20 protein-coding genes are annotated in these 24,982 nt (G+C 58.2%); 7 read left to right on the forward strand and 13 right to left on the reverse strand.

The genetic code is table 11. The features are described from left to right. Window positions 1-113 precede the first annotated feature (113 nt). From KQI84_19210 to KQI84_19250, 9 genes are all read right to left on the reverse strand, one after another. Window positions 114-1,478, reverse strand: a complete 1,365-nt coding sequence (locus KQI84_19210) for a DUF2029 domain-containing protein (protein MCB2157013.1) — start codon at window positions 1,476-1,478, stop codon at window positions 114-116. Beyond that, entirely contained in the window at window positions 1,471-3,162 is a 1,692-nt protein-coding gene (locus KQI84_19215; protein MCB2157014.1) for a hypothetical protein, read from the reverse strand. The genes KQI84_19210 and KQI84_19215 overlap by 8 nt, the downstream gene beginning before the upstream one ends. A gap of 4 nt (window positions 3,163-3,166) precedes the next feature. Beyond that, window positions 3,167-3,565: a bifunctional nuclease family protein gene (locus KQI84_19220; protein MCB2157015.1), complete on the reverse strand. Its 399-nt coding sequence runs from the start codon at window positions 3,563-3,565 to the stop codon at window positions 3,167-3,169. A 105-nt stretch (window positions 3,566-3,670) separates the two neighbouring features. Further along, window positions 3,671-4,150 (reverse strand): NUDIX hydrolase, encoded by a 480-nt coding sequence (locus KQI84_19225; GenBank protein MCB2157016.1) that lies wholly within the window; start codon window positions 4,148-4,150, stop codon window positions 3,671-3,673. 166 nt (window positions 4,151-4,316) lie between these two features. Next, entirely contained in the window at window positions 4,317-6,038 is a 1,722-nt protein-coding gene (locus KQI84_19230) for a hypothetical protein (protein MCB2157017.1), read from the reverse strand. Between the two features lie 8 nt (window positions 6,039-6,046). Next, window positions 6,047-6,496 (reverse strand): dUTP diphosphatase, encoded by a 450-nt coding sequence (dut, locus tag KQI84_19235; protein MCB2157018.1) that lies wholly within the window; start codon window positions 6,494-6,496, stop codon window positions 6,047-6,049. Beyond that, the gene (locus tag KQI84_19240; GenBank protein MCB2157019.1) at window positions 6,496-7,584 is read right to left on the reverse strand and encodes a PilT/PilU family type 4a pilus ATPase; all 1,089 of its coding nucleotides are present in this window, start codon (window positions 7,582-7,584) and stop codon (window positions 6,496-6,498) included. The genes dut and KQI84_19240 overlap by 1 nt, the downstream gene beginning before the upstream one ends. A gap of 234 nt (window positions 7,585-7,818) precedes the next feature. Further along, window positions 7,819-10,527 (reverse strand): formylglycine-generating enzyme family protein, encoded by a 2,709-nt coding sequence (locus KQI84_19245; GenBank protein MCB2157020.1) that lies wholly within the window; start codon window positions 10,525-10,527, stop codon window positions 7,819-7,821. Between the two features lie 189 nt (window positions 10,528-10,716). Continuing rightward, on the reverse strand, window positions 10,717-12,462 hold the full coding sequence (locus tag KQI84_19250; protein ID MCB2157021.1) for a hypothetical protein: 1,746 nt from the start codon (window positions 12,460-12,462) through the stop codon (window positions 10,717-10,719). A 380-nt stretch (window positions 12,463-12,842) separates the two neighbouring features. Between KQI84_19250 and rplS the strand changes: the two genes are divergently transcribed. The 4 genes from rplS to KQI84_19270 all read left to right on the forward strand — a co-directional run bounded on the left by rplS (window position 12,843) and on the right by KQI84_19270 (window position 18,050). Further along, window positions 12,843-13,325 carry a 50S ribosomal protein L19 gene (gene rplS, locus KQI84_19255; protein MCB2157022.1) on the forward strand — a complete coding sequence of 161 codons (483 nt, stop codon included), beginning with the start codon at window positions 12,843-12,845 and terminating at the stop codon, window positions 13,323-13,325. Between the two features lie 96 nt (window positions 13,326-13,421). After that, window positions 13,422-14,807 carry an MATE family efflux transporter gene (locus tag KQI84_19260; protein MCB2157023.1) on the forward strand — a complete coding sequence of 462 codons (1,386 nt, stop codon included), beginning with the start codon at window positions 13,422-13,424 and terminating at the stop codon, window positions 14,805-14,807. A 177-nt stretch (window positions 14,808-14,984) separates the two neighbouring features. Then, complete coding sequence (locus KQI84_19265; GenBank protein ID MCB2157024.1) at window positions 14,985-16,004, forward strand: dipeptide epimerase; 1,020 nt, start codon at window positions 14,985-14,987, stop codon at window positions 16,002-16,004. A 66-nt stretch (window positions 16,005-16,070) separates the two neighbouring features. Further along, window positions 16,071-18,050, forward strand: a complete 1,980-nt coding sequence (locus KQI84_19270) for a hypothetical protein (GenBank protein MCB2157025.1) — start codon at window positions 16,071-16,073, stop codon at window positions 18,048-18,050. A gap of 2 nt (window positions 18,051-18,052) precedes the next feature. Here the strand turns inward: KQI84_19270 and pth are convergent, their stop codons facing one another. From pth to KQI84_19285, 3 genes are all read right to left on the reverse strand, one after another. After that, the gene (gene pth, locus KQI84_19275; protein MCB2157026.1) at window positions 18,053-18,637 is read right to left on the reverse strand and encodes an aminoacyl-tRNA hydrolase; all 585 of its coding nucleotides are present in this window, start codon (window positions 18,635-18,637) and stop codon (window positions 18,053-18,055) included. Window positions 18,638-18,724: 87 nt separating this feature from the next. Continuing rightward, window positions 18,725-19,462 carry a type II secretion system protein GspG gene (locus KQI84_19280; GenBank protein ID MCB2157027.1) on the reverse strand — a complete coding sequence of 246 codons (738 nt, stop codon included), beginning with the start codon at window positions 19,460-19,462 and terminating at the stop codon, window positions 18,725-18,727. A 147-nt stretch (window positions 19,463-19,609) separates the two neighbouring features. Beyond that, the gene (locus KQI84_19285; protein ID MCB2157028.1) at window positions 19,610-20,740 is read right to left on the reverse strand and encodes a hypothetical protein; all 1,131 of its coding nucleotides are present in this window, start codon (window positions 20,738-20,740) and stop codon (window positions 19,610-19,612) included. Window positions 20,741-20,979: 239 nt separating this feature from the next. Between KQI84_19285 and nusA the strand changes: the two genes are divergently transcribed. From nusA to KQI84_19300, 3 genes are all read left to right on the forward strand, one after another. Next, window positions 20,980-22,518: a transcription termination factor NusA gene (gene nusA, locus KQI84_19290; protein MCB2157029.1), complete on the forward strand. Its 1,539-nt coding sequence runs from the start codon at window positions 20,980-20,982 to the stop codon at window positions 22,516-22,518. A gap of 68 nt (window positions 22,519-22,586) precedes the next feature. Continuing rightward, window positions 22,587-23,411 (forward strand): hypothetical protein, encoded by an 825-nt coding sequence (locus KQI84_19295; GenBank protein ID MCB2157030.1) that lies wholly within the window; start codon window positions 22,587-22,589, stop codon window positions 23,409-23,411. A 17-nt stretch (window positions 23,412-23,428) separates the two neighbouring features. Beyond that, window positions 23,429-24,013, forward strand: a complete 585-nt coding sequence (locus tag KQI84_19300) for an aminodeoxychorismate/anthranilate synthase component II (protein ID MCB2157031.1) — start codon at window positions 23,429-23,431, stop codon at window positions 24,011-24,013. Here the strand turns inward: KQI84_19300 and gluQRS are convergent. Then, a complete protein-coding gene (gluQRS, locus tag KQI84_19305; GenBank protein ID MCB2157032.1) occupies window positions 24,010-24,978 on the reverse strand; it encodes a tRNA glutamyl-Q(34) synthetase GluQRS in 969 nt (322 codons plus the stop codon). The genes KQI84_19300 and gluQRS overlap by 4 nt on opposite strands. Window positions 24,979-24,982 lie beyond the last annotated feature (4 nt).

Here is a 24,982-nt window from a genome sequence, read left to right on the forward strand (position 1 = left end):
ATTGCCAGGCGATGTGCCTCCGCTCCTCGCCCCTCACCTCGGTGTGCTGCGCAATTGCCTCCGGACCTCTCCAGCACATCGGATACCAAGACTTGCCAATATAAGCGCAGGAGTCAAGGATTCCCGGTCACGTCTTTGTCGATTTTGGATGCTGATTCGCGATTGCCACAAGCCGGCTGAATTTGGATCGCGCAAAGGGCAAATAAGACAAGTGTCGGCCAAAGTTTCAGGCTCATCAGAAGGTATCCTGCACCGCCCCAGGGATTGAGAGTAATGATTGGCTTCTGCAACCCAAGCAGGAAAGATCCGAGCCCCCCAGATCCGAAATTGTAGTTGAAGCAATAGATCGTAACTACTGCGATAACAGCAATTCGAGCCCACTTGACTGGAATCTTGCCATTCGAATTCCACAGCAGAATCGCCGGGATCAGAGCCTGGACCAAGTAGTGATCCCAGAGAATACTTGGCGCGAGTAGGCCAGTGAGAACGGCCAGCCCGAAGGATGCGGGATCCACAGAAGAGTCCTGGCGATCGGATGCGATCCAAGTCCTCCACGCGAACACGCCAAGCAGGCAAAGAGCCACGATCCACGTCGCTGCGTTGGCAATGCGGGGTCCTGCATTTACCCATACGGGACTTCCATCCCACGAAGCGAATATGTGATGAAAAAACGCGTTCAGGGATTGATTGAAGGGATCTCGCCAAAACGTCTGGCCGAATTCCGACCAGGTGGATTTGCCGAATCCCATGTCTGCCAGGATGGGGAGGAAGTTCAGGTGAACCTTCAGCCCCGCGACCAGAACAGTCAGGATAGTCAAGGCAATCGCCCAGGCCACCATGAAGGCGGCCTCGCGCCGGCGGCGAGAAAGCAGGAACCAGATCAGAAAAATCCCCGGCGTGATCTTGAAGAGCATCAGGAAGGCTGCAATCCCGCCTGTCGCCGCCGGGTGCCATCCGCGGACGAGACCGAAGAAGAGCAGTGCCATGCCGAAGAAGAGGACCATGTTCAATTGCCCGGCGCTGTTTTGACGGAAGATTGTCCAATTTAATACGACCGCCAGTCCGAGCAATGCCACACTCTGCCAGGTCCATTTCCACCCTGCTGCCGCCGCAGCCAGGAAGAGCCCGGCAGCCAATAGCAGATGATTGATCATCTCCCAGGTTACGGCCGCGTTGGCGAATGTGAGCTTTGAAAGCGGCCAGAGCACGATACCCGTGAAGGGAAGGTAAACGTATGGCAGGATCGTGCGAAACCGCGCGTCCTCGGATGTGAGAATTCCGGCGGTCTCCTGGACGAGTCGCGCATCGTACGGGTCTTGTCCTTCGCTTAGGAGAAGCGCGCCGATGTAGATGTGTTTGAAGTCGTTCTGATTGCTGTGGCGGAGGGTGGGAATGACCTGCGTGAAAATGTAGATGGACAGAACAACCGCGAGGGCAGCCCACGGACGCCAATCGATCCGCTTCTGCCCGTCATCCATCGGTGATGCTCCGACCGTACTGGCGACTGAACATCCGGCGAGCGCGCTCGATCAAATCTGCGTTCTTGCTGTTGTCGCGCACCCAGATCTGCCAGCCACTGCGCATGGTTCCACTGCTGAGCTCCGGCCAGTGTGCTACGAGCGCCCAGCCGGAATCGGGAGCCGACGCTTCCGTGGCCAGACCCGTGTGGCCTTTCGTGATGATCCAATTGACGTCCCAGTAATCGAGACGCGAGCGCCAGGATTCGTTGTCCGGTGTGAACTCGACGCCTCCCGAGATGATATTCTCGTCGCGAAGAATATCGCCGCCGAAGATGTCGAATCGCGAATCGCTGAAGACCAGGTGCTCTTCTGGAGCAAGACGCCAGATCAAGTAACCGGCGTAGTAGTTCTCGTTGAACATCCGGCCGTCAAAACCAACGAGCTCAATGAAGTCCACCACATCCGATGGATACGCGCCGCGCTTGTAGCCTTCCTCCGTGCGAAGGTAATCGAGATTGCGTTCAGGATACGATTGTCCCTCGGGTGGATTCCGAAGCGTAACGGCGACAATCAGAACTCCCATGCCGAGAAACAGCAGGCCGGAGTATTGACGTTTCTCGACGAGCCACTCGTGCAGTTCCAGGCGGAGCCCAGCAAGCACACGCGCCAGGATCGGCGTCATCGCCAGGCCGAACAGAACAAGGTGCCGCACGTGCTGGATTCCCTGGTGCGCGAAGAACAGCAGAATGCCGATCTCCGCGAGCCGCGGCCGATAGCCGCGAACGACAGCGAGCAGAAAGATGAGACCGAGGAGGGTGAATTCGCTAATCCACGCGAAGTAGAAGTCCGGCGAGCGCAGTTCGCCAATTCCACGGGTCAGCGCGGGCTCTGACATGACCCGGGCGGGCAGCTTGTAGAGTTCGATCCCGAATGGGTTGAACAACGTCGCCAGCAGACATGCTCCGAACAGGGCGATCCACCAGCGGGCCTTTAGACGCCCAGGCGTGTCCTCGAAGAACTCGAATTTCGGTGCAAAGCGATCTCGGAAGTACAGGAAGACATCCTGGCCAACATAAGCGGCCAGAATCACGACTCCTGCCATCCAAGCGCCATGGAGATTCGTCCACAAACCGACAACAAATGGAAGCGCGATCAACCAGCGTGGCGACCACCACTTCTCGTTCACGCCGGTCAGAAGCAGAATCATCCCAGCGAGCAGGAAGTCACTGACCACGGGAGGACGCGGATAAAAGCTCCTTCGGCCAACAGCCAACGCAAGCGCTGCAACAATCAGCGCAATCCACCAGTCCTTCGAGATGCGCTGCGCAAGAATCAGAATCAGAATATAGGTGAGCCAGAGGGTTATCGCTTTCGCCAGGATGACAGCTCGCCAGCCACCAAGACGTGACGAATCGCCGATGCTCCAGATGTGCCACATGGCAACCTGGGTCAGCCATTCGTGATTGTGCCAGGGATACTCGGCCGCCGTGTAGGAGAAGACATCGTGCTCGGGCAGGCCGTTTTCCGCGATGTACTTGCCTGACTTGACGTGCCACCAGACGTCGTTGTCCGCGCGAATCGGAACCAGCGTCACGGAGAAGGCCAGAATCGTCAGAAGGATGAAAGAAATACAGCCGGCCAAGAGACCTTGGCCGGCAAGAAAGCCATGCTGGGATTCGGTGTTGGATGAGGCGGAGGTCACGCCTTCACTCTTCATCTTCCCCGCTGACCTGCTCGAGGACATCTTCGTTGACGTAAATGGGGACCTTGGATTTCACCGCGAGAACGATCGCATCGGAGGGCCGCGAGTCGATCTTCACGTGCTTGCCATCTTTCGTCCGCAACAGGAGCTTGCCGTAGAATGTATCGTTGGCAAGCTGATCGACGAGGACGCCTTCGAGGCTCGCGCCCATGCCCTCGACGACGTTCAGAACAAGATCGTGCGTCAGGGGCCGCGGATGCTTGCGTCCACGAACGGCCTGGTCGGCCGCTTCTGCCTCGAAGTAGCCAATGAAAATGGGGAAGGTTCGCTCCCCCGCCTTTTCCTCCAGGATCACGATCTGGTGCGGCGTCACGTGACTGATCTGGAGTTCTCGCAGTTCCATTTCGACCATGGATCCATGCCCTTCCGCATGAGTTCGCTGCGGACACATTGTTTCCGAGAGGGCATCACCCGCAATGGTTTTCCTCCCGATGGACAGGGAGAAAAGTCAGGAAGCGTACTGGCTCATCTGGGAGCGCGGGGAACGCAATCGGTGCCAACTGCGGATGTGTCGAAGGCCCAGTTCGAAGACCTCCTGGGCATCTTCGCGAGAGTGCATTTCTGCCGCACGGTCGAGTGACACCCAGACGCGGCGACGGTTAGCCCGCTCTGGCCAGCGATCGAGAGTCTCTCGCACAAACATCAAGTAGACTTCGACCTCGTAATCGCGCGAGTTCTTCGCGTACTGGAAGGTTCCAATCGGAGGATCCAGCACTGTTCCGACGATGCCGGCCTCCTCGTAGGCTTCGAGCGCAGCCTGATCGATGTGGGAACGGCCGGAATCGATATGACCCTTGGGGAAAATCCAAAGCCCGCCGCTGGAATTGGTGACCAATAGAACTTCAATTTCGCCGTTCGTATTTCGACGAAATGGAATGGCACCGGCCTGGAAGACGGGGGAGGGGGAACGGTTGGAATCAGCAGTCACGGGAGCTCTCCTTCTTCAACGGATCAACTGGAAGATGTGAATATCTCAATGACCGTTGCTGAATGTCCAGCATAAAACAGTCCAAAGGTTGCCCGCGATCTTAGCAAGACGCAGAAAGTGCTGATTACTTCGTTTGGAAGTTGTTGAAAAGAGAGGTTGGCGGCAACTACTCCAGAACTTCGCCTCGTGCAAGGCGGACACTCTGGCGATTCGCCTCGTTCATCAGTTCTGTCCAGATGCCGTCGAAAGCCCGTGCCATCTTTGGCCCCTCGATCGCCTTGGTATACACCACATCGATGTCCACGGTGCGATCCTCTCCTGGCAGACGGAGGCGCTCGATGGTGCCCGACCACCATGAAGACCCATCACTCTCTTCCCCGATGGAGGTCAGGCGATTCCAGAGCGATCGTTCGTGCGGACGGAACTTCAGCTCATCGAATCGGAGATTGATCTCGACGTCGACCTGCTCGTTGGCCACGGAACCCTCCGAGGTGGCGAACGCGCGTGCGTTCTCAAGCCGAGGCGGCTCGGGTTGTTCCTCATCCTCAATGTCGTAGTCCACCTGCAGCGGTGTGATCAGCATATCATCGATCGACAGGCCCCACTGCAGCGTTCTCTGTCCCGGAGGTGCAAGGGGGCGTCCTGTCGCAGTCGCTTCAATGCGGCCGCGCTGGTCGTTCGCGATGGCGGACAGTTCCAGTCCAAAGGGGCGATCTTCTCCGGTGGACCCAAGACCATGTAGTGAGAGCGTGACGTCATCCAACCAATGATCCTGCCATCCATCGGGCGTCCACCAGCTCTTGCGCCAGTATCCCATCGCGAGTTCAAGCTCGTCGATCTCCCAATTCGTCCCTTCCTGTTCATCTGCAGGAGAGGGTGGCTGGTCTTCTGCCGAAGTGACAGCCTCTGCTTCTCCTTCTGAATCACGCGGTGCTTCGGCGAGTTCCTCTTGGGTTTCTTCGTTCTCCTCGTCGTCGTCCTTGGGAAACATCGCTTTCGCGATGCGGCGTATGCGCCCCTTGTTGTCTTTGCCGAAGGAATCGACGCCTTGCTCGATGATGGGTTGCTGAATGCGAATGGAAGGAAACCGGATCCGATCGTTCGCCAAGGAAGCCGCATCGAATTGAGCGTCGATCTTGTCGACCCACAGGATCCGTGGCTCGCGGAAGAAGCCCTCGGGACCGCGCAGTTTCAGATTGTCGATTCGAATGCGGACAGGCTTCTCCCCTGCTGGCCTGCCATCCTGAAGTGTGATGCTATCAATCCGAACGTCATCCCAGGCGAGTTCGATCGATCCGCCGTACTTCCGGCTCTTGCCATCCGATGCGCGAAAGGTCGCCTCTTCGATAGAAATCCGATGGATGGTGACCCTGCGGTGCCGTTCCTTGGGCCTCGGCTCTGGCTTCTTCTCTTCCTCTGGCGCCGCTTCGTCAGGTTGGTCTGTTACTTCTTCATCTTCATCAAACAGTTGCGGCAAGACCTCTACAGCATTGCGCCGGCCGTCCGGCAGCCGCTCAAGAAAGATCTCCGGCTCCTCGACCTTAATCTCATCGATGACTACATCATTTCCAAGAATGGACAGGATCCGTCCATCGAATGTGATGCTCCGTATCGCGAGAATATGCGGTTCGGTGAATTGATGGGGATTCGAGATGACCAGGCCATTCAGGACAATCTCCCCGGATAGGGGATTTAATTCGATGCCGTGAATCCGTGCACTATCGCCGAATTTCTCCTGCAGCGCCCCCTCGAGTCGCTTTCTCGCCATGCCGGGAAGGATGATTTCAACAAGGCAGCATAGGACGATTAGCAAAACGGCCGCGGCGAGTAAGATTCTCCGCGGCCACTTCGACTTCTTCCCTGGCGATGAGGTCTTCTGTGCTGCCATTGGCAATCCTAGACTCCTGTGTGCCCAAAGCCCCCCTCGCCGCGAGGCGTCTCGTCAACGCTTTCCACGACCTTCCACTCGATGCGATCGACGCGCGCCAGAACAAGTTGGGCGATTCGGTCGCCACGACAGACCGTGAAGGCATCCGGCCCCAGGTTGATCATGATGATCTTGATCTCTCCGCGGTAATCGGAATCGATCGTCCCAGGCGCATTCACCAATGTCACGCCGTGCTTCGCCGCCAGGCCGCTCCGCGGTCTGACCTGTACTTCATACCCACGCGGAATTGAAACCTTCAATCCGGTCGGCACCATCGCCATCTTGCCAGGTTCCAGGACGACCGACTCGTCAACAGCAGCGCGGACGTCGGCACCAGCCGACCCCTCGGTCTGGAACTCCGGCAACTCGATGCCCGCCGCGGAGGGCAGGACCTCGATCGGGACAGTAACGCGATCCATCAGCCCAGAATGCCGCCGCGGTCGCCGGAGGACGAAATGCCGGCGATGAATCGTTTCAGAGCGTAGAAGTCGTTGCAGTACCTCGTCCCTTCCTCAAGCGTCACGCGCTTCTCTCGGATGAGATCGGCGATGCCCTGGTCCATGGTCTGCATGCCCTCTTCGCGAGTACCCATGACTCCGGGCAAATCGGATTCGCGCTCGTCGAGAATGAGCTTTGAACCGACGCCGGTGATGACGAGGATCTCCTGCGCTGCACAACGTCCCCTCCCATCGGCAGTCTTGAGAAGACGTTGCGTGACGACGGACTTGAGGTTCATAGCGATCTGCTCACGAAGAAGCTTGTGTTCGCTCTGGGGGAACGTACCGATGATTCGCTGAATCGAGTGGACAGCGCCAGTCGTGTGCAGCGTGGAGAAGAGCAAGTGCCCAGTCTCGGCGGCCTTGATGGCGATACGAATGGTCTCCGTGTCGCGCATCTCGCCAACCATGATGACGTCCGGGTCGGCACGCAGAGCCTGGCGAAGTGCGGTGTTGAAATCCCCGACGTCCTGGCCAAGTTCGCGTTGGCTGATCACGCACTTCTTGTTCGTATAGCGATACTCGATCGGGTCCTCGACCGTAATGACTCGGCGGGCCTCCATCGAGTTGAGTTCGTTGATGAGCGCCGCTAGAGTCGTCGACTTGCCGGAACCCGTAATCCCCGTGACCAAAACCATTCCGCGGTGCATCAAGGCAATCTTCTTCAGCGTCTCCGGCATCGAAAGATCGTCGATGGAGGGAATCTTGACCGGGATGTGACGCAGCGTCGCGCAGAGCTTCGCATCCTGGTAGTAAACGACCACGCGGAAGCGGGCGAGGTTCTCCAACTGATACGAACAGTCAACACCGCGGAACTCTTCCAGATCGTGCCGCAAGTTGTCCGGCATAACCTCCTTGAGAACGCCTCTCATGTCGGTGTGCGACAGGGCCGGAGTCTCCACTCTCTTCAGATCGCCGCGGATACGGAAGTAGGGCTGGACGCCCTCCATGATGTGAATATCGGACGCGTTGTTCTGGACGGCGGCCTGGAATAGTTTCTTGATGTCCATGTTTACCCTTGTTCTAGTCTAAAACTCGCCCGTCGACTCCTCCAGCCGGGGGCGGGGCGGCAGGCTGGATACCGCTGTCCGCCGTTGTCGCGGCGGAGACTCTACTGTTTTGTCCGCCAAATGCCCGGACGCAAGTCCAACATCGTTTCTTGCCCTGTTTGGACCGACGGCGAACGGCCCGAGCCACTGAAGGCTCGGGCCGAGTCAATTCATCCTGCCGAATGACGCCGCAATCTACGGAACGAGAACAATCCGGAACCCGTTCGAGGGATTCGCGCTGTACACGTTAACAACGCCTCTCGTGGCAGAACGCATATTGGGCGGCAGATGTGTCCAACTTCCACCTTTGCAGACTGCTGCGAGCCCACTGCTTGGGGCCTTGATCGATCCGGGAGGGTCGACCTCCGGCATGACATCGTAGTATCGCGAGCCGTACCAACCGCCGCACCATTCCCAGGCATTCCCGATCATGTCGTAGAATCCCCAGGCGTTTGGCAACTTCCTACCACCCACCTCGGCGTAGTCCAACCGATTGTAGTAGTGCCACGCAAAGTCATCGATCTCAGAGTAATCGGGATCGTTGCCCCAGGGGTAGCGTGCAATTGAACCCGCGCGGCACGCGTATTCCCACTCCGCCTCGGTTGGCAGACGCGCCAGCGAGAATTGGCTGTCGTTTGCTCGAACGTATGTCGTCAGTTGCTCTGCGAAGTACTTGGCGGAATCGAGATTGATTACGACCGCAGGGCTATTCGGATCCCAGGAGATGTATGCCGCCTGCGACCACGGCTGCGTACCGATGAGCGCCTCCCACTGCGCCTTCGTCACTTCATAGCGCCCCATGTAGACGTCGCGGCTGAAACGAACCTGATGACGGGGATACTCGTCGCTGAACGCCTCATCCTCATCCGGATAGGCGCCCATCATGAATGACCCTGCCGGCAGGCGAATCAGTTCCAGAGGGACATCGCCCGGCAGCATGACCGTCCTGGTCTGCTCGGGAATCGGAACCGAGCGCACCTCAACACGATCCAAGAATACGGACCCATCGAAATCGACATACTGAGCTTGCGGAATCGCCAACAGGTCGAACGAGCAATAAAGATTGCCGCCCTCACCCATGTACGACGGGAAGAAGACTCGGTACGTCTTGGGGTTGCCGATAGACGGCACGTCCGGAGTCAGTCCGGAAGGTGGAAGGTTGAGCAGTTGGCCCGTCCGGAATTGCGATTCATTGAGCCGCAGGCGGAATGTCGGAAGCAGCTTTGTGTTCTCGATGTCAGTGCTGACGGTGAATTCCGCGAAGTAGAGCCGGCCGGGTTCAATCGTCACATTGTTAGCCGGGTCCAGACTCGATCCCCAGAATCCAAACATGTATCCTTCCGCAGGTTGTGCGGAGAGTCCCAGTCGACCATTCGTCGCATCGTACGCAAATTCGGGAACGGCAAACAACTCGGCGTACTCCGCGGTGATCCAGCCATTCACATCGCTTTCGAAATCGTAGACGCGCTCCGTTCGGGGATCTGCCCACTGTTCCTCGGGAACGGCCGTGACCGATGTGCTGTCCAACATGATCGTCGCGACCGAAGCATCCAGCGGATTGTTGTTCACGAGATCGAACTGCAAGCGGAAGAGCGTGTTTGGCTCCGCGGGCTGAAAGAGCAGCGAATAGTCATGTCCGGTGGGAGTCGGAGAGTACGCCGAGTCTCCATTCGACTCGATGGTAAGAAGAGTCGTGTTGAGACTCTCCTCCGCGGTTGCACGCATACGAATCTGGGGTACCAGACTCGGGGTTGTGAGATTGCTCATGATGCGAAAGTCGGCTTTATAAACCGTGCGGGCATCGAACGCGCGGAACGCGTCCCCATGGCGTGAAGTCTCCTCCTGAAGAATAAACACAGGAGATTGCCAGATTCCGGCCTGGTAATCACCGTCGGTCGAAGAAATGTCCAATGTGCCGGGGTATCCGGTGGCTTCATTGAACTGCGCGTCGCCGAGGTTGCCAAACACATGGGCTGTCCAGGCGTCGTGGTCCACGAAATCGTAGTCGACATAAGGATCTGGATCAGGATGCGGCGTGAGTGCGGAAACATCAGCGACAACCCGGAAGCCCAAGTCGCTGAAGTTGGTGGAGGCTGCGGCTCCCCTTCGACTCGCACTGCGGCACATGTCTGAGGAATCCCCCCAACTGCCGCCACGGACGACGATGAGGTCGCCCGTTGCTGGGCCAGTCGGGTTCACGGTATCGGGATTCGAATAGTAGTCGTAGTCATACCAATCGGAACACCACTCTTCGACGTTTCCTGCCATGTCGTACACGCCGTAGGCATTCGGGAGCCGGACGCCAACAAGGTCGCCCCCAATTACCTTATCGCCGTTGTAGCAGGCATAGTCTCTCACCCGCTCATTCCCAGAATCGTTGCCCCAGTAGTATCTCTCAGTTTCCATGGCACGGCATGCACGCTCCCATTCAGCCTCGGTCGGCAATCTAAAGGCCAGATGTCCCTGGCCTGTCGAATCGGCGTGGGCATTCAGAGCTCCGATGAAGACGTTTGCATTCTGGAAGGTAATATTGATCGCCGGCGTGTTGGGATAGTCCAGATCATAGGCGGAGCCACTCCATGGCTCCGTGCCCATGATCGCCTCCCATTGGGCTTTTGTGATTTCGTACTTCCCAATGTAATATTGCGACAGCGTGACCTGATGAGCGGGCTGCTCATCCGCCTCAGCGCCCAGTTCCCCCTCCGGGGCACCCATCGTAAATGTTCCAGCTGGAATGCGGATGAGTTGCAGCGGAATATCGCCGGGAAGCATCACGCTGACTTCCTCCCCTGCCTTCGTTTGAGCCGTCAAGACGGTGGGAACTGACAGCAGCCCAATGGCAAGAATGAAGGCCGCAAATCGGCCCCACGAATGACACGTGCTTGAAATGGAACGACTTCTCATGTTATTCCTCTCCCTCGACTATTCATATCAAAGACTTCTCAAACCGACTGGCTGCAATGGAGAGCGTGAGAATCCTCCTCTTCCCTTGCTCATCCACGACAACTGGTAATTTCATGCCACACTGTAAGGACGGTGGCAAGAGAAACAACTGTAGATGCCATGTCAGAGGCTCGATCTCCCCTGCGCGCTTCATGGAGCCGGATAGGGCACCGAATAGATGTCCAGGCGTTCGAGATAGACCGATCCTCCGACGGCCAGGTTCTCGAAGCTGGGGTCGGCCAGGATATCGAAGGAGGAGAGCAGGTAGCCGCCGACTCCGATCCCGGGACTGAGGAAGACCGTGTACTGACGCGATCCCTCGCTGGTTGGGCTATTCTCAGCGGTCCCAGTAGAGGCAATCACGGTGATGTGACACGCACGGAAGTGATCCTCGTTGAATCGAAGCCGGAACGTCGGAACCTGGTCGGGATCCTCAATATCCGACCCGATCGTGAAGACGCCGTAGTAGAGGCGGTTCTCTTCGATGTAGACATTGTTCGCCGTATCAGTCGTGGACGACCAGAAACCGAACTGGAAACCTGGTGTTTCTGCCACGGTAAGAGCAAGCCTGTCCTCAGCCTCATCATAGCTGGAGAGGGGCTCTTCAAATGAGTCCGGAAGCGCGTAGTACTCCCAACCGTCCGTGCCGCCGGAGAAGTCGTAGCTGCGCTCCAGTCGCACCTGGTCATAGGCGATGCCGGTCATCGGCCTGATCACGGCTCGATCGAGTTTCACAGTGGCCCAAGGCGAATCGCTCGGGTCGAAATTCAGGAGATCGAACTGTGCTCGGAAGATCGGACTCGTCGAGGGCATCTTGAGGAACAGCGTGTACTCGCGACCTTCCGGCGTGGGCGAATATGCGGCATCGGCATACGACATGACGGAGAGAAGATCGCCCTGCTGGCTGTTGTCGGCGCCGACACGGACGCGCACTTCCGGAACGCGAGTCGGATCGGTCTCATCGGTCAGAATCCTGTAGGTCACCGCCACAGCGTAGGTCGGGGCAATCAAGTCGCTCTGCCTGGGCAGGATTGCGAGCGACTGCCAGCACCCGGCTTCCGAATCGTTCGTCTTCGAAGTCATCTCCAGCGTGCCCGGCGATCCCGTCGTCGAATGGAATGTCGGAGCTGAGAATGGGGGGAGATTGAAGGGTTGCCACCCTTCCCGATTGTCCGTGAATTCGTAATTCCGGTAGGCCGAGACCGTGACCGGTCCAGGGTATTCCTGCAAAGGAACGAGGAAGATTCTCAACCCGACATTGGCAGCCTGATAGGAGGTGGTGGCAAGCTGGTACGCGAGACTCTCAGTCGGTGCGGCAACATGCCAGGTCTTCTGTCCAGCGAAACTGCAGCCGTCTCTGGCATGAATCCTTGCAATCCAGACGTAAGTGAACGGTGCGACGTATTCCATGTAGGTTGGAATCTCTTCGGACCAATCCATTGTCTTGTCGTACAACTCTTCGACGCGATCAAGTTCTCCCTCTTCACAGATCACATCGACCAACTCATTCGGAGGCCGCTGGACTTCAACAGACCATTGCTGGGCCTCCTCCAGATAGGTCTCCAGGAGTTCCTGGAACTCGATGCACTGTCCAAGGGTCAGGTTCACCGCACCGGTCGCGGCGTAGGGTTCCTCAAGATCCTCCCATGGCCGACTGCTCATGAGCGAGAGCCACTGCTCGCGCGTGACGGAGTGCTTCGCGAAGTACGCGATCCCGTAAGCTCCCCCCCCATCGGAGACTCGAACGAACTCCATTGGAACGCCGCCAGGCAACTCGATCGAGATCTCCTCGGGGAATGATTCAGTCGTCTGGGCCGCTGCCACTGCCGAGAAAAGCATCAGGCAGATCAGGAATGCCGATCTTGCGAGTAAGTCTGTTCGTCTGCTGGTTCCCAAGAAACACCTCCCCGGCGGGTTCTCTTCCGTTTCCCACCCGCCTGTACAGTGGATTGCACGGTGCGGATTCCGGCGCAATAAAAACATCTGTAAACAACGCTCGGACGAGCGGATCTCTCGATTCCCTCCCTTCCTCTCGAAACTGGGCATAAATCGCCTGATACGAATGATTTTTCCATTGCCTCGCGGGGCTGAATTGGGTTTGATCCCCGCGCTGTTGCGGACCGCGGTGGGCGGTTCGGGCAGCTTGCGGACTTGAGCAAATGAGCCGCAACTTCAATAGACTCAAATTGTCAGGTGTATGCCTCCCCACCCCAGAGAGGCCGCTTCGCCCAAATCAGAGAGAGTCCAAATGGGACTCGTTTTGAGGAGTAGTCGTCATGCATCCGCTTATTCGCGAAGTCGAAGCCTCGTACTTGAAGACCGATCGGCCGTATTTCCGGCCCGGTGACACGGTGCGCGTTCACGTACGCATCGTGGAAGGAAACAAGGAGCGCGTGCAGCCCTTCGAAGGCCTGGTGATCTCGATCAAGGGCTCCGGCCTGCGGGAGACGTTCACCGTGCGCCGCATGTCGTTCAACGTCGGCATGGAGCGCATCTTCCAGTTGCACAGCCCGCGCATCGAGCGCATCGAGGTCATCCGTCGCGGTGAAACACGTCGCGCCAAGCTGTACTACCTGCGCGCACGCCGTGGACGGAAGGCGCGTCTGACCGAGCGCCGCGTTTCGGCCGCCAAGCTGGCCGCCGAGGCGTCGGTTTCTCAGAAGGCCACGCTGGACCACGCAGCCCTCGCCGAGCAACAGCCCGCCGCCCCCGAGGCGCCGCAGGCCAATGCGCCGGAAGGGGCCGAGAGCACCGAGTAAGAATCTCGGGCTCGCGCCTGTGTTGTTTCCGCCCCGGAGCCGGTTTGGCTTCGGGGCGTTTCTTGTTTGTCACCTCGCGGGAGGCGAGGACACGGAATGAGTCGAGAAACAACGAATAGAATCCATCGAACGGGCCGTCGCATGATATCCGGTCGCCTGAGTCGGGAACTCCTTGGGCTGTCGTTCCCCGTCTTCCTTCAGTCCCTTTGCTACACGCTGCTGGGGCTGATCGACCGCGTCATGGTGGGCCAACTGGGGGAAGACGTCATCAGCGGCGTCGGCGTCGGCAACCAGGTGAACTTCCTCCTGATGATGGTCGGTGGTTCCGCGGCCGCCGGCACGTCGATTCTGACAGCTCAATACCGCGGTGCGAAGAACCTCGGTGGCGTTGCGCGATTGACGGGCACTTCGCTTTGGATGGCTGCGCTCGTCAGCTCTGCGCTTGCTGGAGCTATTGTCTTCCTGGCCCGCCCGATTTGTCTGCAACTTGCCGACAGCGAGCAGATCGCCGAGGTGGGCGCGAGCTACTTGTCGATCGTGACGCTGACACTCCCGATGATCCTGCTGATGTTTGTGATCACCGGAATCATGAAGGCTCTCGGCGATACCCGCACTCCGATGTACACAACCGTGGTCGCGATCTGCCTGAACACATTAGGCAACTGGCTGCTGATCTTCGGCGTCGGCCCGTTCCCGGAACTCGGCTACGTCGGGGCGGCATGGTCGACGTTCTTCTCGCATACCGTGGCATTCGGGCTGACGGTTGCTTTCTTCATGCGAAAGCCCTACTCCGGCTATCGATTCGCTCTCACTCACTTGAAGGAAGTGTCGCTTCGCACCGCCACGAGCGTGATGAAACTGGCGATGCCGATCGCCGGAGACATGGCCGTCTGGCAATTCGCGATGCTGGCCTATATCAAGGTCGTCTCCAGGATCGGTCCCCAAGCGCTGGCGGCGTACTTCATCTACATGGCAGTGCGATCGATCGGCTTCATCCCGATGAGTGCACTTTCCCAAGGTGTTTCGGTCATCGTCGGGCGCGAGATCGGCGCGGTTCGTCCGAAGCGCTTTCAAGCGGCTGTCGGGCGGGCGGTGAACCTGGCGCTGGCCATCTCGGCGCTCATGGCCATCCTCTTCATTCTGATCGCAAAGCCGTATGTCGGAATCTACGATGTCGATCCGGAAGTGAGTCGAATGGCGATCTGGCTGACGATGCTATTCGGCGCCATCATCCCATTCGAAGGGCTGATCATCATCTTCTCGTCGACGCTGAGAGCCGGGGGCGATGCTCTTCGCGTCAGCGTGATCTCGTTCTCGAGTTTCTGGCTTGTGGGCGTTCCGTTGGCGTGGTTCTTCGGTGTGTTCCTGCACGGGGGGATGTTGGGCGCATTTATCGGCATCGGACTCGAGAGCGTGGCAAAGGCATGTCTTTTTGTGTGGCGGTATCGGGGTGGCAAATGGGTCCGAAATCTGACGGATTGACGCACTCACGGAACTTGGCAGAATCGAACTTCCTTGAAGCGCAGCACCGGATGACGCACCGATGGCGGAACAACAGACACTGCAGCCTGCGTGGTTTGTCCTCCGTTCGACAGCGAACCCGTTGGCCTGGCAGAACTCTCCAAATCCGGCAGACGGATTCGACAAAGAGGGTATGGAATGAAGACTGAGGCTTGGGTCGATCTCCTGCAACTGCACCATCCCTTCGGAATCTCGCGCGGCACGACCTCGGAAATGCCGGTCTTCTTCGTGGAGTTGGAGGGAGGCGGAATCGGCGAAGGTTCGCCGGTCCGGTACCACGGTGAAAAAGCAGAGGAAGGAGTGCGTCTCGTCCAGCAGATGGCCGAGCCCGTGACGGAAGAGAACCTCTTCGATCTCTCCGAGCACATGCAGCGCGCCCGCGAGATCGCCCCGAATCACTCCAGCGCACGAGCCGCCTTCGATATCGCCTTGCACGATCGCATCGGGCACCAGCTTGCAATGCCGCTGCATCGCTACTTCGGCCTGCCGCCTGCAAGGAATGTAAGTTCGACATTCACGATCTCGTTGGATTCGGACGACAAGATGGTGAAAAAGACCCTCGAAGCTGCCCCATTCCCCGCGCTGAAGGTGAAGCTGGGAAGGGACGCTGCAATCGACGGGGCGACGTTGCGCGCCGTTCGCGAGGCTGCTCCGGACAAGATCATCCGCATCGACGCGAATGCCGGTTGGAGTCTCGCCGACGCGCGCGAGATGCTTCCCGTGGCAGTGGATCTGGGAATTGAGTTCATCGAGCAGCCCCTGGCGATCGGGAACCTGGAGGAGTTGGCGATTCTGAAGCGCGAGTCTCCCCTGCCGATCGTCGCCGACGAAGATGTTCAGGATGCGTCGTCCCTCCCACGGCTTCTTGGCCTGGTCGATGGCATCAATATCAAGCTGATGAAGTGCGGCGGATTGTGGGAGGCGCGCCGCATGATGGCGTTCGCCCAGACCGTTGGCTGGCAGGTGATGTTAGGCTGCATGATCGAGTCTTCGATCGGAATTGCCGCAGCTTCACACCTGGCCGGAGCCGCCGATTCCTTCGACCTGGATTCGGAGTGGCTGATCTCGAACAACCCGGCCGGACCAAACGTACTGAATGGCGAAGGTCTGCTGAATACTCCCGATGGCCCGGGCCTGGGTGTGGGGTGGTTGGGGTAGGGAATTCCGCTCTTGCCCTGCCCCAGGTCCCCCGGCAGCATTGCGCATTCCTTCGGGAGCCTTGAAGTGTCCACAGAACAGGCCCAGCAAACCCAACAGGAAGTGACGCTCATCCAGCGCATCTCGACAATCCGTCGGTTGGATTGGTGGATCTTCGCTGTTCTGGCGGCGCTGACCTTCCTGGCGTACATTCCGGCATTGAGCACAGGCTTGCTCTCCGATGACTGGGGCCTCGTGTTCCCGCAGTACAGCCCATGGACTGCCTGGCACGGCCATTGGTTCTTCGGCGGCCATGGAAGCTATTATCGGCCGATCGCACGCCTCGTCATCTTCTACACGGCTGCGATCTTTGGAACATCCGGCGTTGCGAGCCATCTGCTCTCAATTTTCCTGCACATTGGATGCGGTGCCTGGATCTTCGTCGGACTGAAGCGTCTGGGACGACCGACTGCCGGATTGATCGGATCCGGAATCGGAATGCTGCACCCGGCAGCGGTGGAAACTGTCGCTTGGATCGCCAGCCAGACCGATCTTCTTGTGATGTTCTTCTTCCTGGGAACTCTGGCCACGGCAGTTGGACCGTTGAATCCAAAACGCTATGTAATCACGGCCGTATTCGCGATCCTCACGTATCTTTCCAAAGACACATCCCTTCTCCTGGGACCCTCCATTGTCGGAGCCTGTCTGTATCTGCTCCTCTTCGTACGTCCGTTACCGGCCGAGAAGAATCGTATCCTGACTCTGCTCGGTATCCACGCTGCTCTCTGGATCGTCTATCTTTGCGCCAGGAAGATATTCCTTGGATCCTTCTTCTACGAGACTCCTAGCAATCCAATCTCTCAAATGGTCGCCAATCTGATGGCCATCATTAACGAATTCCTCTGGCCAATTGGCCGCTTGTTCGAGGAGCGCGGATTCCTGCACAAAGAAACTGTCCCGTTTTTTGCAGGTCTGTTGGCGCTGCCCTGCCTGTTCTTCTGGTGCATTGCATCGAAGCGTCACATTGCGGCCATCGCGATTGCGCTCATGTGCCTTGGGATGGGGCCCTACATGAAGGCGCTGGATGTGACGACATGGACGGGCGGTGGCGAGCGGTTCTTCTACCACCCACTGTGGTTCTTTGCGATACTCTGCGGACTGCTTCTGCAGCCGGCATTTGAAATGGCCTGGAAGAAACGCGCCTATCTCGGCATCGGGGCGATCGTGGCCCTCTTCGCGGTCCGACTGGCGTTCCAAACGGGGATGGAGTTGGATGACTTCCGTCGCGCCGCTCTCGTGCGCGATCAGATTCAGGGCGAGCTGGAAAAGAGCGTCCTGAAGGCCAAGAATCCAATCATCATCGTGGAGCGTTATCCCGACCGAATCGGTGGAGCGTTTGTTTTCCGGAATGGTTTCCGCGATTTCGTTGAACTTCTCGCAGATCGCAAGATCGAGGTCTTGATGGTTTCGGACCTGACGCCGGAAAAACTCGAGCCCGGCATGCAGGTCTTCCGATTCAACTTCAAAGACGAAGGCGTTGCTCCGATCATCGAGTTCGATCCAGTGATGACGCGATTGGCCCAGGGGCCGCAGCAAGATGAGAGTGGAGAAACGCGCCCCGCACCTTACGTCATGGACTTCTCGGATCCTGCTATGCGGCGAATGCGCTTCTCGCTCAGTCCCGATCTGAAGTTCGTCCAGCCCAATCCCGATGGCTCGTTCCGATTCGAGATCACCGGCAAAGATCCACACATCGGAATTCCCCTGACCCAGAACTTCGACCAGCGCCCCTACAGGACAGCCTTCTTCGAGTTCGCGCTGCCAGATGCTACGGAGAATGAAACACGCACAGATACATTCGACCTGATTTTCGTTCCGGGAAAACCAGACTCCGCCGCGGTCACACTCTCTCAAGAGGTGGATATCACGGCGCAGAAGCAACGTTTTGAGGCCGATCTCAGCAGGAGTCTCGCATGGCGCGCTGCTCCAGGTCTCAGTTGGATTCGTTTCGATCCGGGCAGCCAATACCGCGGATACATCGACATTTACCGGATGGGACTTGAGTAGGATTACTCGGCCGGTTTACCGGACCAGCCGTTGTAGCGTGCCATGGCTTTGATTGTGCCATCGGAAAGCACCGTCTCGATGCAGTCTGCGGAGACTTCGATGGCAAGCTCCGCCAGTTCGAGCCCCTCGCCCCACATGCTGCCAAGCACGTAGGCCGCCAGATCGTGGACGGGTTTCATCGGCGCGCACCCGATGCGCAGCCGCGGAAAGTCCTGCGTCCCCAGGTTCTGAATCAAATCGCGCAATCCGTTGTGACCGCCGTGGCTGCCGGACTCACGAAGACGAATCTTGCCGAACGGCAGATTCACATCGTCGCAGACGGCAAGGCAATTCTTCGTCGGGATCTTGTAGTAGTCCGCGAATGGACGCACCGCGTCGGCCGAACGATTCATGTACGTCAACGGCTTCATGAAGTACAGCTTGTCGCCATCGAAATTGCCTCCGGCAATCATCGCCGGCCATTTGCTCAGATTTTGCCAGCGCAGCCCGTGACGACGTACGAGCAGGTCCACAACCTCGTAACCGAGATTGTGTGGAGTGCGGTTGTATTTTGCGCCGGGATTTCCCAGTCCTGCGATCAGCCACATGAAGCGCGTGCCCTCGTCAAAGAAATGCGGGCGACAGGGTGTCGTGCCCCCCTGTCGCCCGCCAAGGACAAAGTGCCCTCGATCGAGCTATCTCCGGAAACGGACTACATCGCCGTCACTGATCGTGCCATTCGTGGGATCATATTCGAGGTCCGCCAACGCGTTTTCCAGTCCACCGTACTGGGAATCGACCTGGCTGGTTATGGGGTGATTGTATTCTTCGATATATCGAATCACAGCACGCTCGTTCACATCGCCCATTCGTGCAGGACTGCCTGAGTCGGTGGCTGTGCTGAGCGGATTCGTCGTGTTGAACGAGCCAACGCCCACCTGGCCCCCGATCTTCTGCAGGGCATCTGCATCCGGGCCGAAAGACGTCAGAATCCAGCCATTCTGAGTGTCTTTTGCGTTCCGGTACGCGTACGTCAGGCGCCCACCAACCTGCTCCGCGAAGGGATCCAGGGGAATGCGGGTCATGTAGGCAATCGGGGTTGTGAGCGATCCGACAAACTCGCCGGAAGTGCCTTGGGATGCGAACGTGTAGTGCCCACCCGTCAGACCGTGAGCTGCAATGAAGTCGCGAATGTCCTGGGGTTGTTTGGCGGGATTGTCTGTGCCCTCCGGATAGGAATTGTTATCAACCCGATAGGATTCAAGGCCGGTGACGATGCTGCGCATGTCTGCGAGCGATCGTGAAACCTTCGATCGGGTCTGGGCCTCAAGGAAGTTGGGAACGGCAATCGCAGCCAGGATGGCGATGATGGCTACGACGATAAGGAGTTCTATCAGTGTGAATGCGTTGCGAGTTCTGGGAGAGAAGATCATGCGAGTCTTTATGCCTCCGGGGGAATGGATTGTTTGAATCAAGCGAACGCATCGCTTCCAACCCAAACGCCCTGCCGGTCAATGCAAAATAAGTTTGGCATGCCAAACATTGTGTCATAAACGGGCCGGAAACAGCCCGTTCGTGGACTATTCCCGATCGTCGATCAACCCCCTGTAACGAACGAATACGGCCTCAATCTGCGCCTGTATCCTCACCATTTGCGGCGCCGTTATGGAATAGAGCCTCGCGGCGGAGGTCTTCTTCTGCACGATTGAAAGAAGCCCCTGGTTGCTCCTCCATGCGGCGAGTTCCTGCTCCAGCAGTTGACGCCTCGTCCCGTCTTGGGCGTTGGGGATTCGGACTTCTTCGAGAATCGCAATCTGAGCCTCAGACGCCGCATCCATCCAATCACGACCGGTCGCATCCTCGGGGACTTCGATATCAATGCCTTGCTCGCGAGCGGCCCGGACGAGTGCGACTGGGTCGAATATCGAAGGATCATACGCCTTGTCGAATCGGATTCCCTGCAATGGCTCCCAGTTCTCGTGCAGGACTTGATACACGCCAGCACGCAATTGGGGATCATCCGTCTCTTCAAGAATGTATTCGGCAGTATCGAGTCCCCAGTCCAGAATCGTAGAGCCGCAGAGCTTCTCGATGAGGGAAGAGAAAGGGCGACACCTGGCGCTGCGGAACAACACATGAAGTTCAGCCAGCGTGTCCTCTCGATTTCCATCCTGGAATTCCGCGAGGACGCGAGCTTGCTGAGCCTTCGCCGACCCTTGAATGGCAATCTGGAATTGGACGAGATCGCTCTGGGACTGGTGTGCGGCGACATTTGGCCGGTCTGCAGTCCAGACTCCCAGAAGGTAGTCCGGTTGCTGGATCGTCTCGACGAAGCAAAGCCGCGCGGGTTCCCAGCACTCCAACGTGCTGGCGGGAATGGCGGCCCCAAGATCGGTATTCAGAGCGGCGCCCAGTTCTTCCATGCTCTCCACAGCAGCCTGCCGATTCATGGCTTCCCATTGCATCCGGAACTTGTCGACGCACGCCAGGGTTTCTTCCGAGAAGCTCGATGGGACGAGTGCGGAGTCCGGGACATTGGCAGGCTCATTCATCCAGCGCCCGAAGGACGTCTGCTGAGATTGCGACAGATTGGCCAAAGCTCGGGACTGGGCATACATGAGGAGCCCTGTGACCAGGCCAATGACGAGCAGAATGATCCCAACGGGAATCAGTATCCCGAGCAAAATCAGCTTTCGGCGGCTTCTCGGCATTTCGCTCCCTCACGAGTGAATGTTTGTAGCATCCCTACTGAGAAGCGCCAAAGGTATTCATTGAGAGGTGCAACCTTTTTTGCCATGATGGCGCTGATTTTGCTTGAATCGGCGGCGAGGGTGACTCACCCTCCCAATCACTCTTCTGCGAAGGTTTCGGAAGGTGGGTCGCGTTGTCGACCCGCCTTTTTTTGTCGATTGCCGGGGATGGAGAGGAACTCGAAAGGGAGCACACGATCGTGGCAAAGAAGAAGAAACAAGAAATTCGGCGGCTCAATGTGAAGCCGCTCATCAAGCAGATCTCGAAGGAAAAGGAGCTGGAACCGGACATCATCAAGTTCGCCATTGAATCGGCGATTCTGTCCGCCGCCAGCAAGCGCGCCAACACGTTCTCCGATCCCCGCCCTGATCTGGACATCGAGTCCGGCGACATGCGCATCTGGGTGAAGAAGAAAGTTGTGGTGAGCGTTGACGATCCGCGACACGAAATCGATATTCTCTCCGCCAAGGGCCTCAACCCCGCCAATATGCTGGGCGACGAAGTCGAAGTCGAGATCGACCCGGAAGAATTCGGTCGTATCGCCGCGCAGTCCGTCCGCCAGGGCATCCTGCAGCGTCTGCGTGACGCAGAGCGCGATCGCATTTACAACGACTACAAGGACAAGATCGGTCAGGTCGTCACCGGTATCGTGCAGCGCTACGAGCGCCGCGATGGCATCGTTGCACTCGGCAAAGTCGAATGCCTCCTTCCATCCCAGGAAATCCCGATGGGGGTTCGCTATCGTTACGGCGATCGCATCCGCTGTCTGATCATCGACGTGCGCCGCACGCCGAAAGGCCCGCAGGTCATTCTGTCGCGTACGCGTTCGGAACTCGTGAAGCAGCTCTTCGCGATGGAAGTCCCGGAAATCAGCGACGGCACCGTGAAGATCGTGGAAATCGCCCGTGAGCCTGGCGTGCGTACGAAGATCGCCGTCAACAGCATGGACCCGAACGTCGATCCCGTCGGTGCGTGCGTTGGCATGAAGGGCTCGCGCGTTCAGATGATCGTGCGCGAACTGGACAACGAGAAGGTCGACATTGTGCCGTACTCGCCGATCTCCGAAACGTTTATCAGTTCCGCTCTGAATCCGGCCCGTATCATCAGCATCAAGCTGAACGAAGTCGAGCGACGCGCGGAAGTCGTCGTCGATAGCGAGACGCTGGCAAAGGCAATCGGCAAGCGCGGCCAGAACGCGAAGCTGGCGGCAAAGCTGACCGGCTGGAAGATCGATATCTCTGGCCAGGAAGACGAAGCCGAACTGGCTCGCCTGGAAAGCATTTCTCTCCAGTACCTCGAGGACTTCCTGTCGCAGATCGAAGGCCTCTCGCAGTTCAGCCGCGAAGCCTTGGCACGCAGCGAATCTTACAACTCGGTCGAGAAACTGGCCGAGATCGAGCCACAGCAGCTCGTCAGCTTCACCGGCGACGATCTGGAGCTTGCCGAAGAAATCGTCGAAGGCGCCCGGGAGTACCTGGATGGCCTCGAAGAAATGACGGCCGACTCGGAAGCGGGCCTCAGCGAAGAGCTGAAGAAGCGCCTGAACGAGGTCAGCACCCTGGCCGATCGACTGGCGGGCAAAGAAGTCATCTCGGTCACGCCGGATGATGTCAGCGAACCACCGGCAGTAGGCGCCGATTCTGAAGAGGCACCTGCAGAAGAGGCCTCAGCGGAGGAAGCTCCAGCGGAAGAAGCTGCTGCTGAAGAGCCTTCCGAAGAACCTAAGACCGAAGGGTAATCAGACCAACAGGCCGGTCCGCTCCGTCGGATCGGCCTGCTTCTTTGCAGGGACCGTTGGGGGAATCTGTGTCGCACCCGTTTCAAACTCCCGAAGAACTCGTCAAGTTCATCGAGACGCGTCTTGAGCGAGGCGAACTCGACGCCGCGATCGAATCGGTCGCCGATGTCGACTCGCGATTTCCGGACAGCGCCCTGGCACATCACGTCGCCGGGCTTGTTCACGAACGCGCTTACATCGAGTGGAATGCCAGAGGCGAGACGCCGGAGTTGAGCCTCTACGAAGAGGCCGAACGGCAGTATCGCATCGCCCTTGAACTCGAAGAACACGACGAGTTTCTCCATCTGGAGCGGCTGTACGCGTGCCTCTTCGTCTTGGGCACTCAGCACAACGACGCCGATCGGCTGCGTGAGGCGCAGGCCGCGGCGCTGCGATTGCTCGACACCGAAGATCGCGAAATTGAAGCGATCTACAGCCGAGAGTCCGCGATCGTCACAGCAGCGTTGGCTCGGACGGCGAACGATCCGGCGGAATGGGACCGTGCGGAACAACTCTTCAATGAAGCGATCGAACCTGTGTCTGGGCGGGAAGTGTTTTTCTTCTACTACTACCGTGGCCTCACCACGCGGGAACTGGCCCAACGCGAGCAGGATCAGGAGCGCTTTCGCAAAGCAGCCGGGTATTTCCGCCAGGCAGGAGCCCAAGGAACAAACCGCGCCCTGGAGTTCCTGATGGCCGATTGTCTCGTACAATTGGAAGAGCCCACGAAGGAAGAGCAGCAGGGGGCGGAGAACCTGGTCGGGGTACTGATGGACATTAATCCGGCGGATCCCCTCATCGAGTCCTTGCATAAGCGCTGGGAAATCCGCAAAAAACTGCTGGAAGGTAACTGACGCGCGAGGCGCCGCCAATGATTCTGGTCATCGACAACTACGATTCGTTTACATACAACCTGGTTCAATACCTGGGTGAGTTGGGGGCGACGCTGCACGTCGTGCGCAACGATCGCGTCGATGATGCGCTGATGAAGCGTCTTCAGCCGGATCACATCGTCATCTCGCCGGGACCGGGCACCCCCGACGAGGCGGGGCTTTCCTGCCACGTTCTGACAGAGTACTCGCAGCACATCCCGACCCTGGGCGTCTGCCTGGGGCACCAGTGCATCGGCCAGGTGTTCGGCGGACGCGTCGTTCGCGCGCCCCGTTTAATGCACGGCAAGACGAGCCAGATCCGCCACGACGACACGGGCGTTCTGGAAGGTCTGCCCAATCCGTTCACGGCGACCCGCTATCATTCGCTGATCATCGAGGACGGCTCTCTGCCGAAGTCCGTCGAAGTACTTGCCCGTGCCGAGGATGATGACGCCATCATGGCGGTTCGCCACACGGTCTTCCCCATCCACGGCGTTCAGTTCCACCCGGAATCGATCCTGACCGGTGACGGGAAGAAGATCCTGAAGAACTTCCTGGAGATTCCGTCGCGGATATCTCTCTAGCGTTTTTCTGCAAATGACTGAAGGACAGCCTTGCTGAAGGTCACGGGTTCACGTGGCACGCGATCGAGGTCGAATCGCGCCGTGAGTTGATCCATCGTCACGCGCTCCCCCACTTCGCATTGCCCGAGCGTATGTGCCAGATAGCTGCGGATTGCCGCGGCATCGTATCCGCCATTCAAGAACGCAGTGAGGTCATCATCACCGGAACGCTTTGAGAGGCGACGGCCGTCTTCGCCGAGCATCAACGGAATGTGCAGGTACTGTGGGATTGGCAAATCCAAGCAATGAAGCACCCATGCCTGGCGCGCTCCGGAATCGAGCAGATCGTCGCCGCGGAGAACCTCCGTCACGCCGGAGCGAGAATCGTCGACTGCGCAGGCGAGTTGATATGCGAACAGCCCGTCGCCGCGCTTGATAACGAAGTCTCCGCAAATGCGCTGCAAGTTGACGATCAACTCGCCAACGAAGAGGTCGCTATATGGGAAGTCGGAGTCTTCGACGCGAAGCCGGTAGGAGTGCTGCAAACCATCAACGATGCGCTCATTTGCTTCGTCGTTACTCAGCTTGCTGCATGTCCCCGGATAGCCAATGATACCGTCCTCAGAGTGTGGCGCTGAGAGCGCGAGTTGGATGTCTTTGCGGCTGCAGAAGCAGGGATAGGCCCACCCCGCCGCGATGAGCTTTTCAAGAGCTTCAGCATATAGATTGGATCGTTCCGATTGGCGGAGTGGCTCTTCGTCCCAGTCGATTCCGAGTCCGCGAAGATCTTCAAGCTGTTGTTGCTCGGCGCCTTCGCGCACCCGTGGCGCATCCAGGTCCTCGACTCGCAGCAGGAATTGGCCGCCGCGCGATCGCGTGTAAGCATACGCAGCCAGGGCCGTGCGCAGGTTGCCTAAATGCAGCGCGCCCGTTGGGCTCGGTGCATACCGGCCAACGGGGCGCTGATCAGACTTCTCGGACAACATGAAC

The sequence above is a fragment of the bacterium genome, from assembly GCA_020444065.1.
Lineage (GTDB): Bacteria > Sumerlaeota > Sumerlaeia > SLMS01 > JAHLLQ01 > JAHLLQ01.

Excerpts from the sequence above, each read along its gene's own strand:
- KQI84_19210 (MCB2157013.1), bottom strand. The coding sequence starts at position 1,478 with ATGGATGACGGGCAGAAGCGGATCGATTGGCGTCCGTGGGCTGCCCTC.
- KQI84_19220 (MCB2157015.1), bottom strand. The coding sequence starts at position 3,565 with ATGGAACTGCGAGAACTCCAGATCAGTCACGTGACGCCGCACCAGATC.
- KQI84_19230 (MCB2157017.1), bottom strand. The coding sequence starts at position 6,038 with ATGGCAGCACAGAAGACCTCATCGCCAGGGAAGAAGTCGAAGTGGCCG.
- dut (MCB2157018.1), bottom strand. The coding sequence starts at position 6,496 with ATGGATCGCGTTACTGTCCCGATCGAGGTCCTGCCCTCCGCGGCGGGC.
- KQI84_19240 (MCB2157019.1), bottom strand. The coding sequence starts at position 7,584 with ATGGACATCAAGAAACTATTCCAGGCCGCCGTCCAGAACAACGCGTCC.
- KQI84_19245 (MCB2157020.1), bottom strand. The coding sequence starts at position 10,527 with ATGAGAAGTCGTTCCATTTCAAGCACGTGTCATTCGTGGGGCCGATTT.
- rplS (MCB2157022.1), top strand. The coding sequence starts at position 12,843 with ATGCATCCGCTTATTCGCGAAGTCGAAGCCTCGTACTTGAAGACCGAT.
- KQI84_19260 (MCB2157023.1), top strand. The coding sequence starts at position 13,422 with ATGAGTCGAGAAACAACGAATAGAATCCATCGAACGGGCCGTCGCATG.
- KQI84_19265 (MCB2157024.1), top strand. The coding sequence starts at position 14,985 with ATGAAGACTGAGGCTTGGGTCGATCTCCTGCAACTGCACCATCCCTTC.
- pth (MCB2157026.1), bottom strand. The coding sequence starts at position 18,637 with ATGTGGCTGATCGCAGGACTGGGAAATCCCGGCGCAAAATACAACCGC.
- KQI84_19280 (MCB2157027.1), bottom strand. The coding sequence starts at position 19,462 with ATGATCTTCTCTCCCAGAACTCGCAACGCATTCACACTGATAGAACTC.
- KQI84_19285 (MCB2157028.1), bottom strand. The coding sequence starts at position 20,740 with ATGCCGAGAAGCCGCCGAAAGCTGATTTTGCTCGGGATACTGATTCCC.
- KQI84_19300 (MCB2157031.1), top strand. The coding sequence starts at position 23,429 with ATGATTCTGGTCATCGACAACTACGATTCGTTTACATACAACCTGGTT.
- gluQRS (MCB2157032.1), bottom strand. The coding sequence starts at position 24,978 with ATGTTGTCCGAGAAGTCTGATCAGCGCCCCGTTGGCCGGTATGCACCG.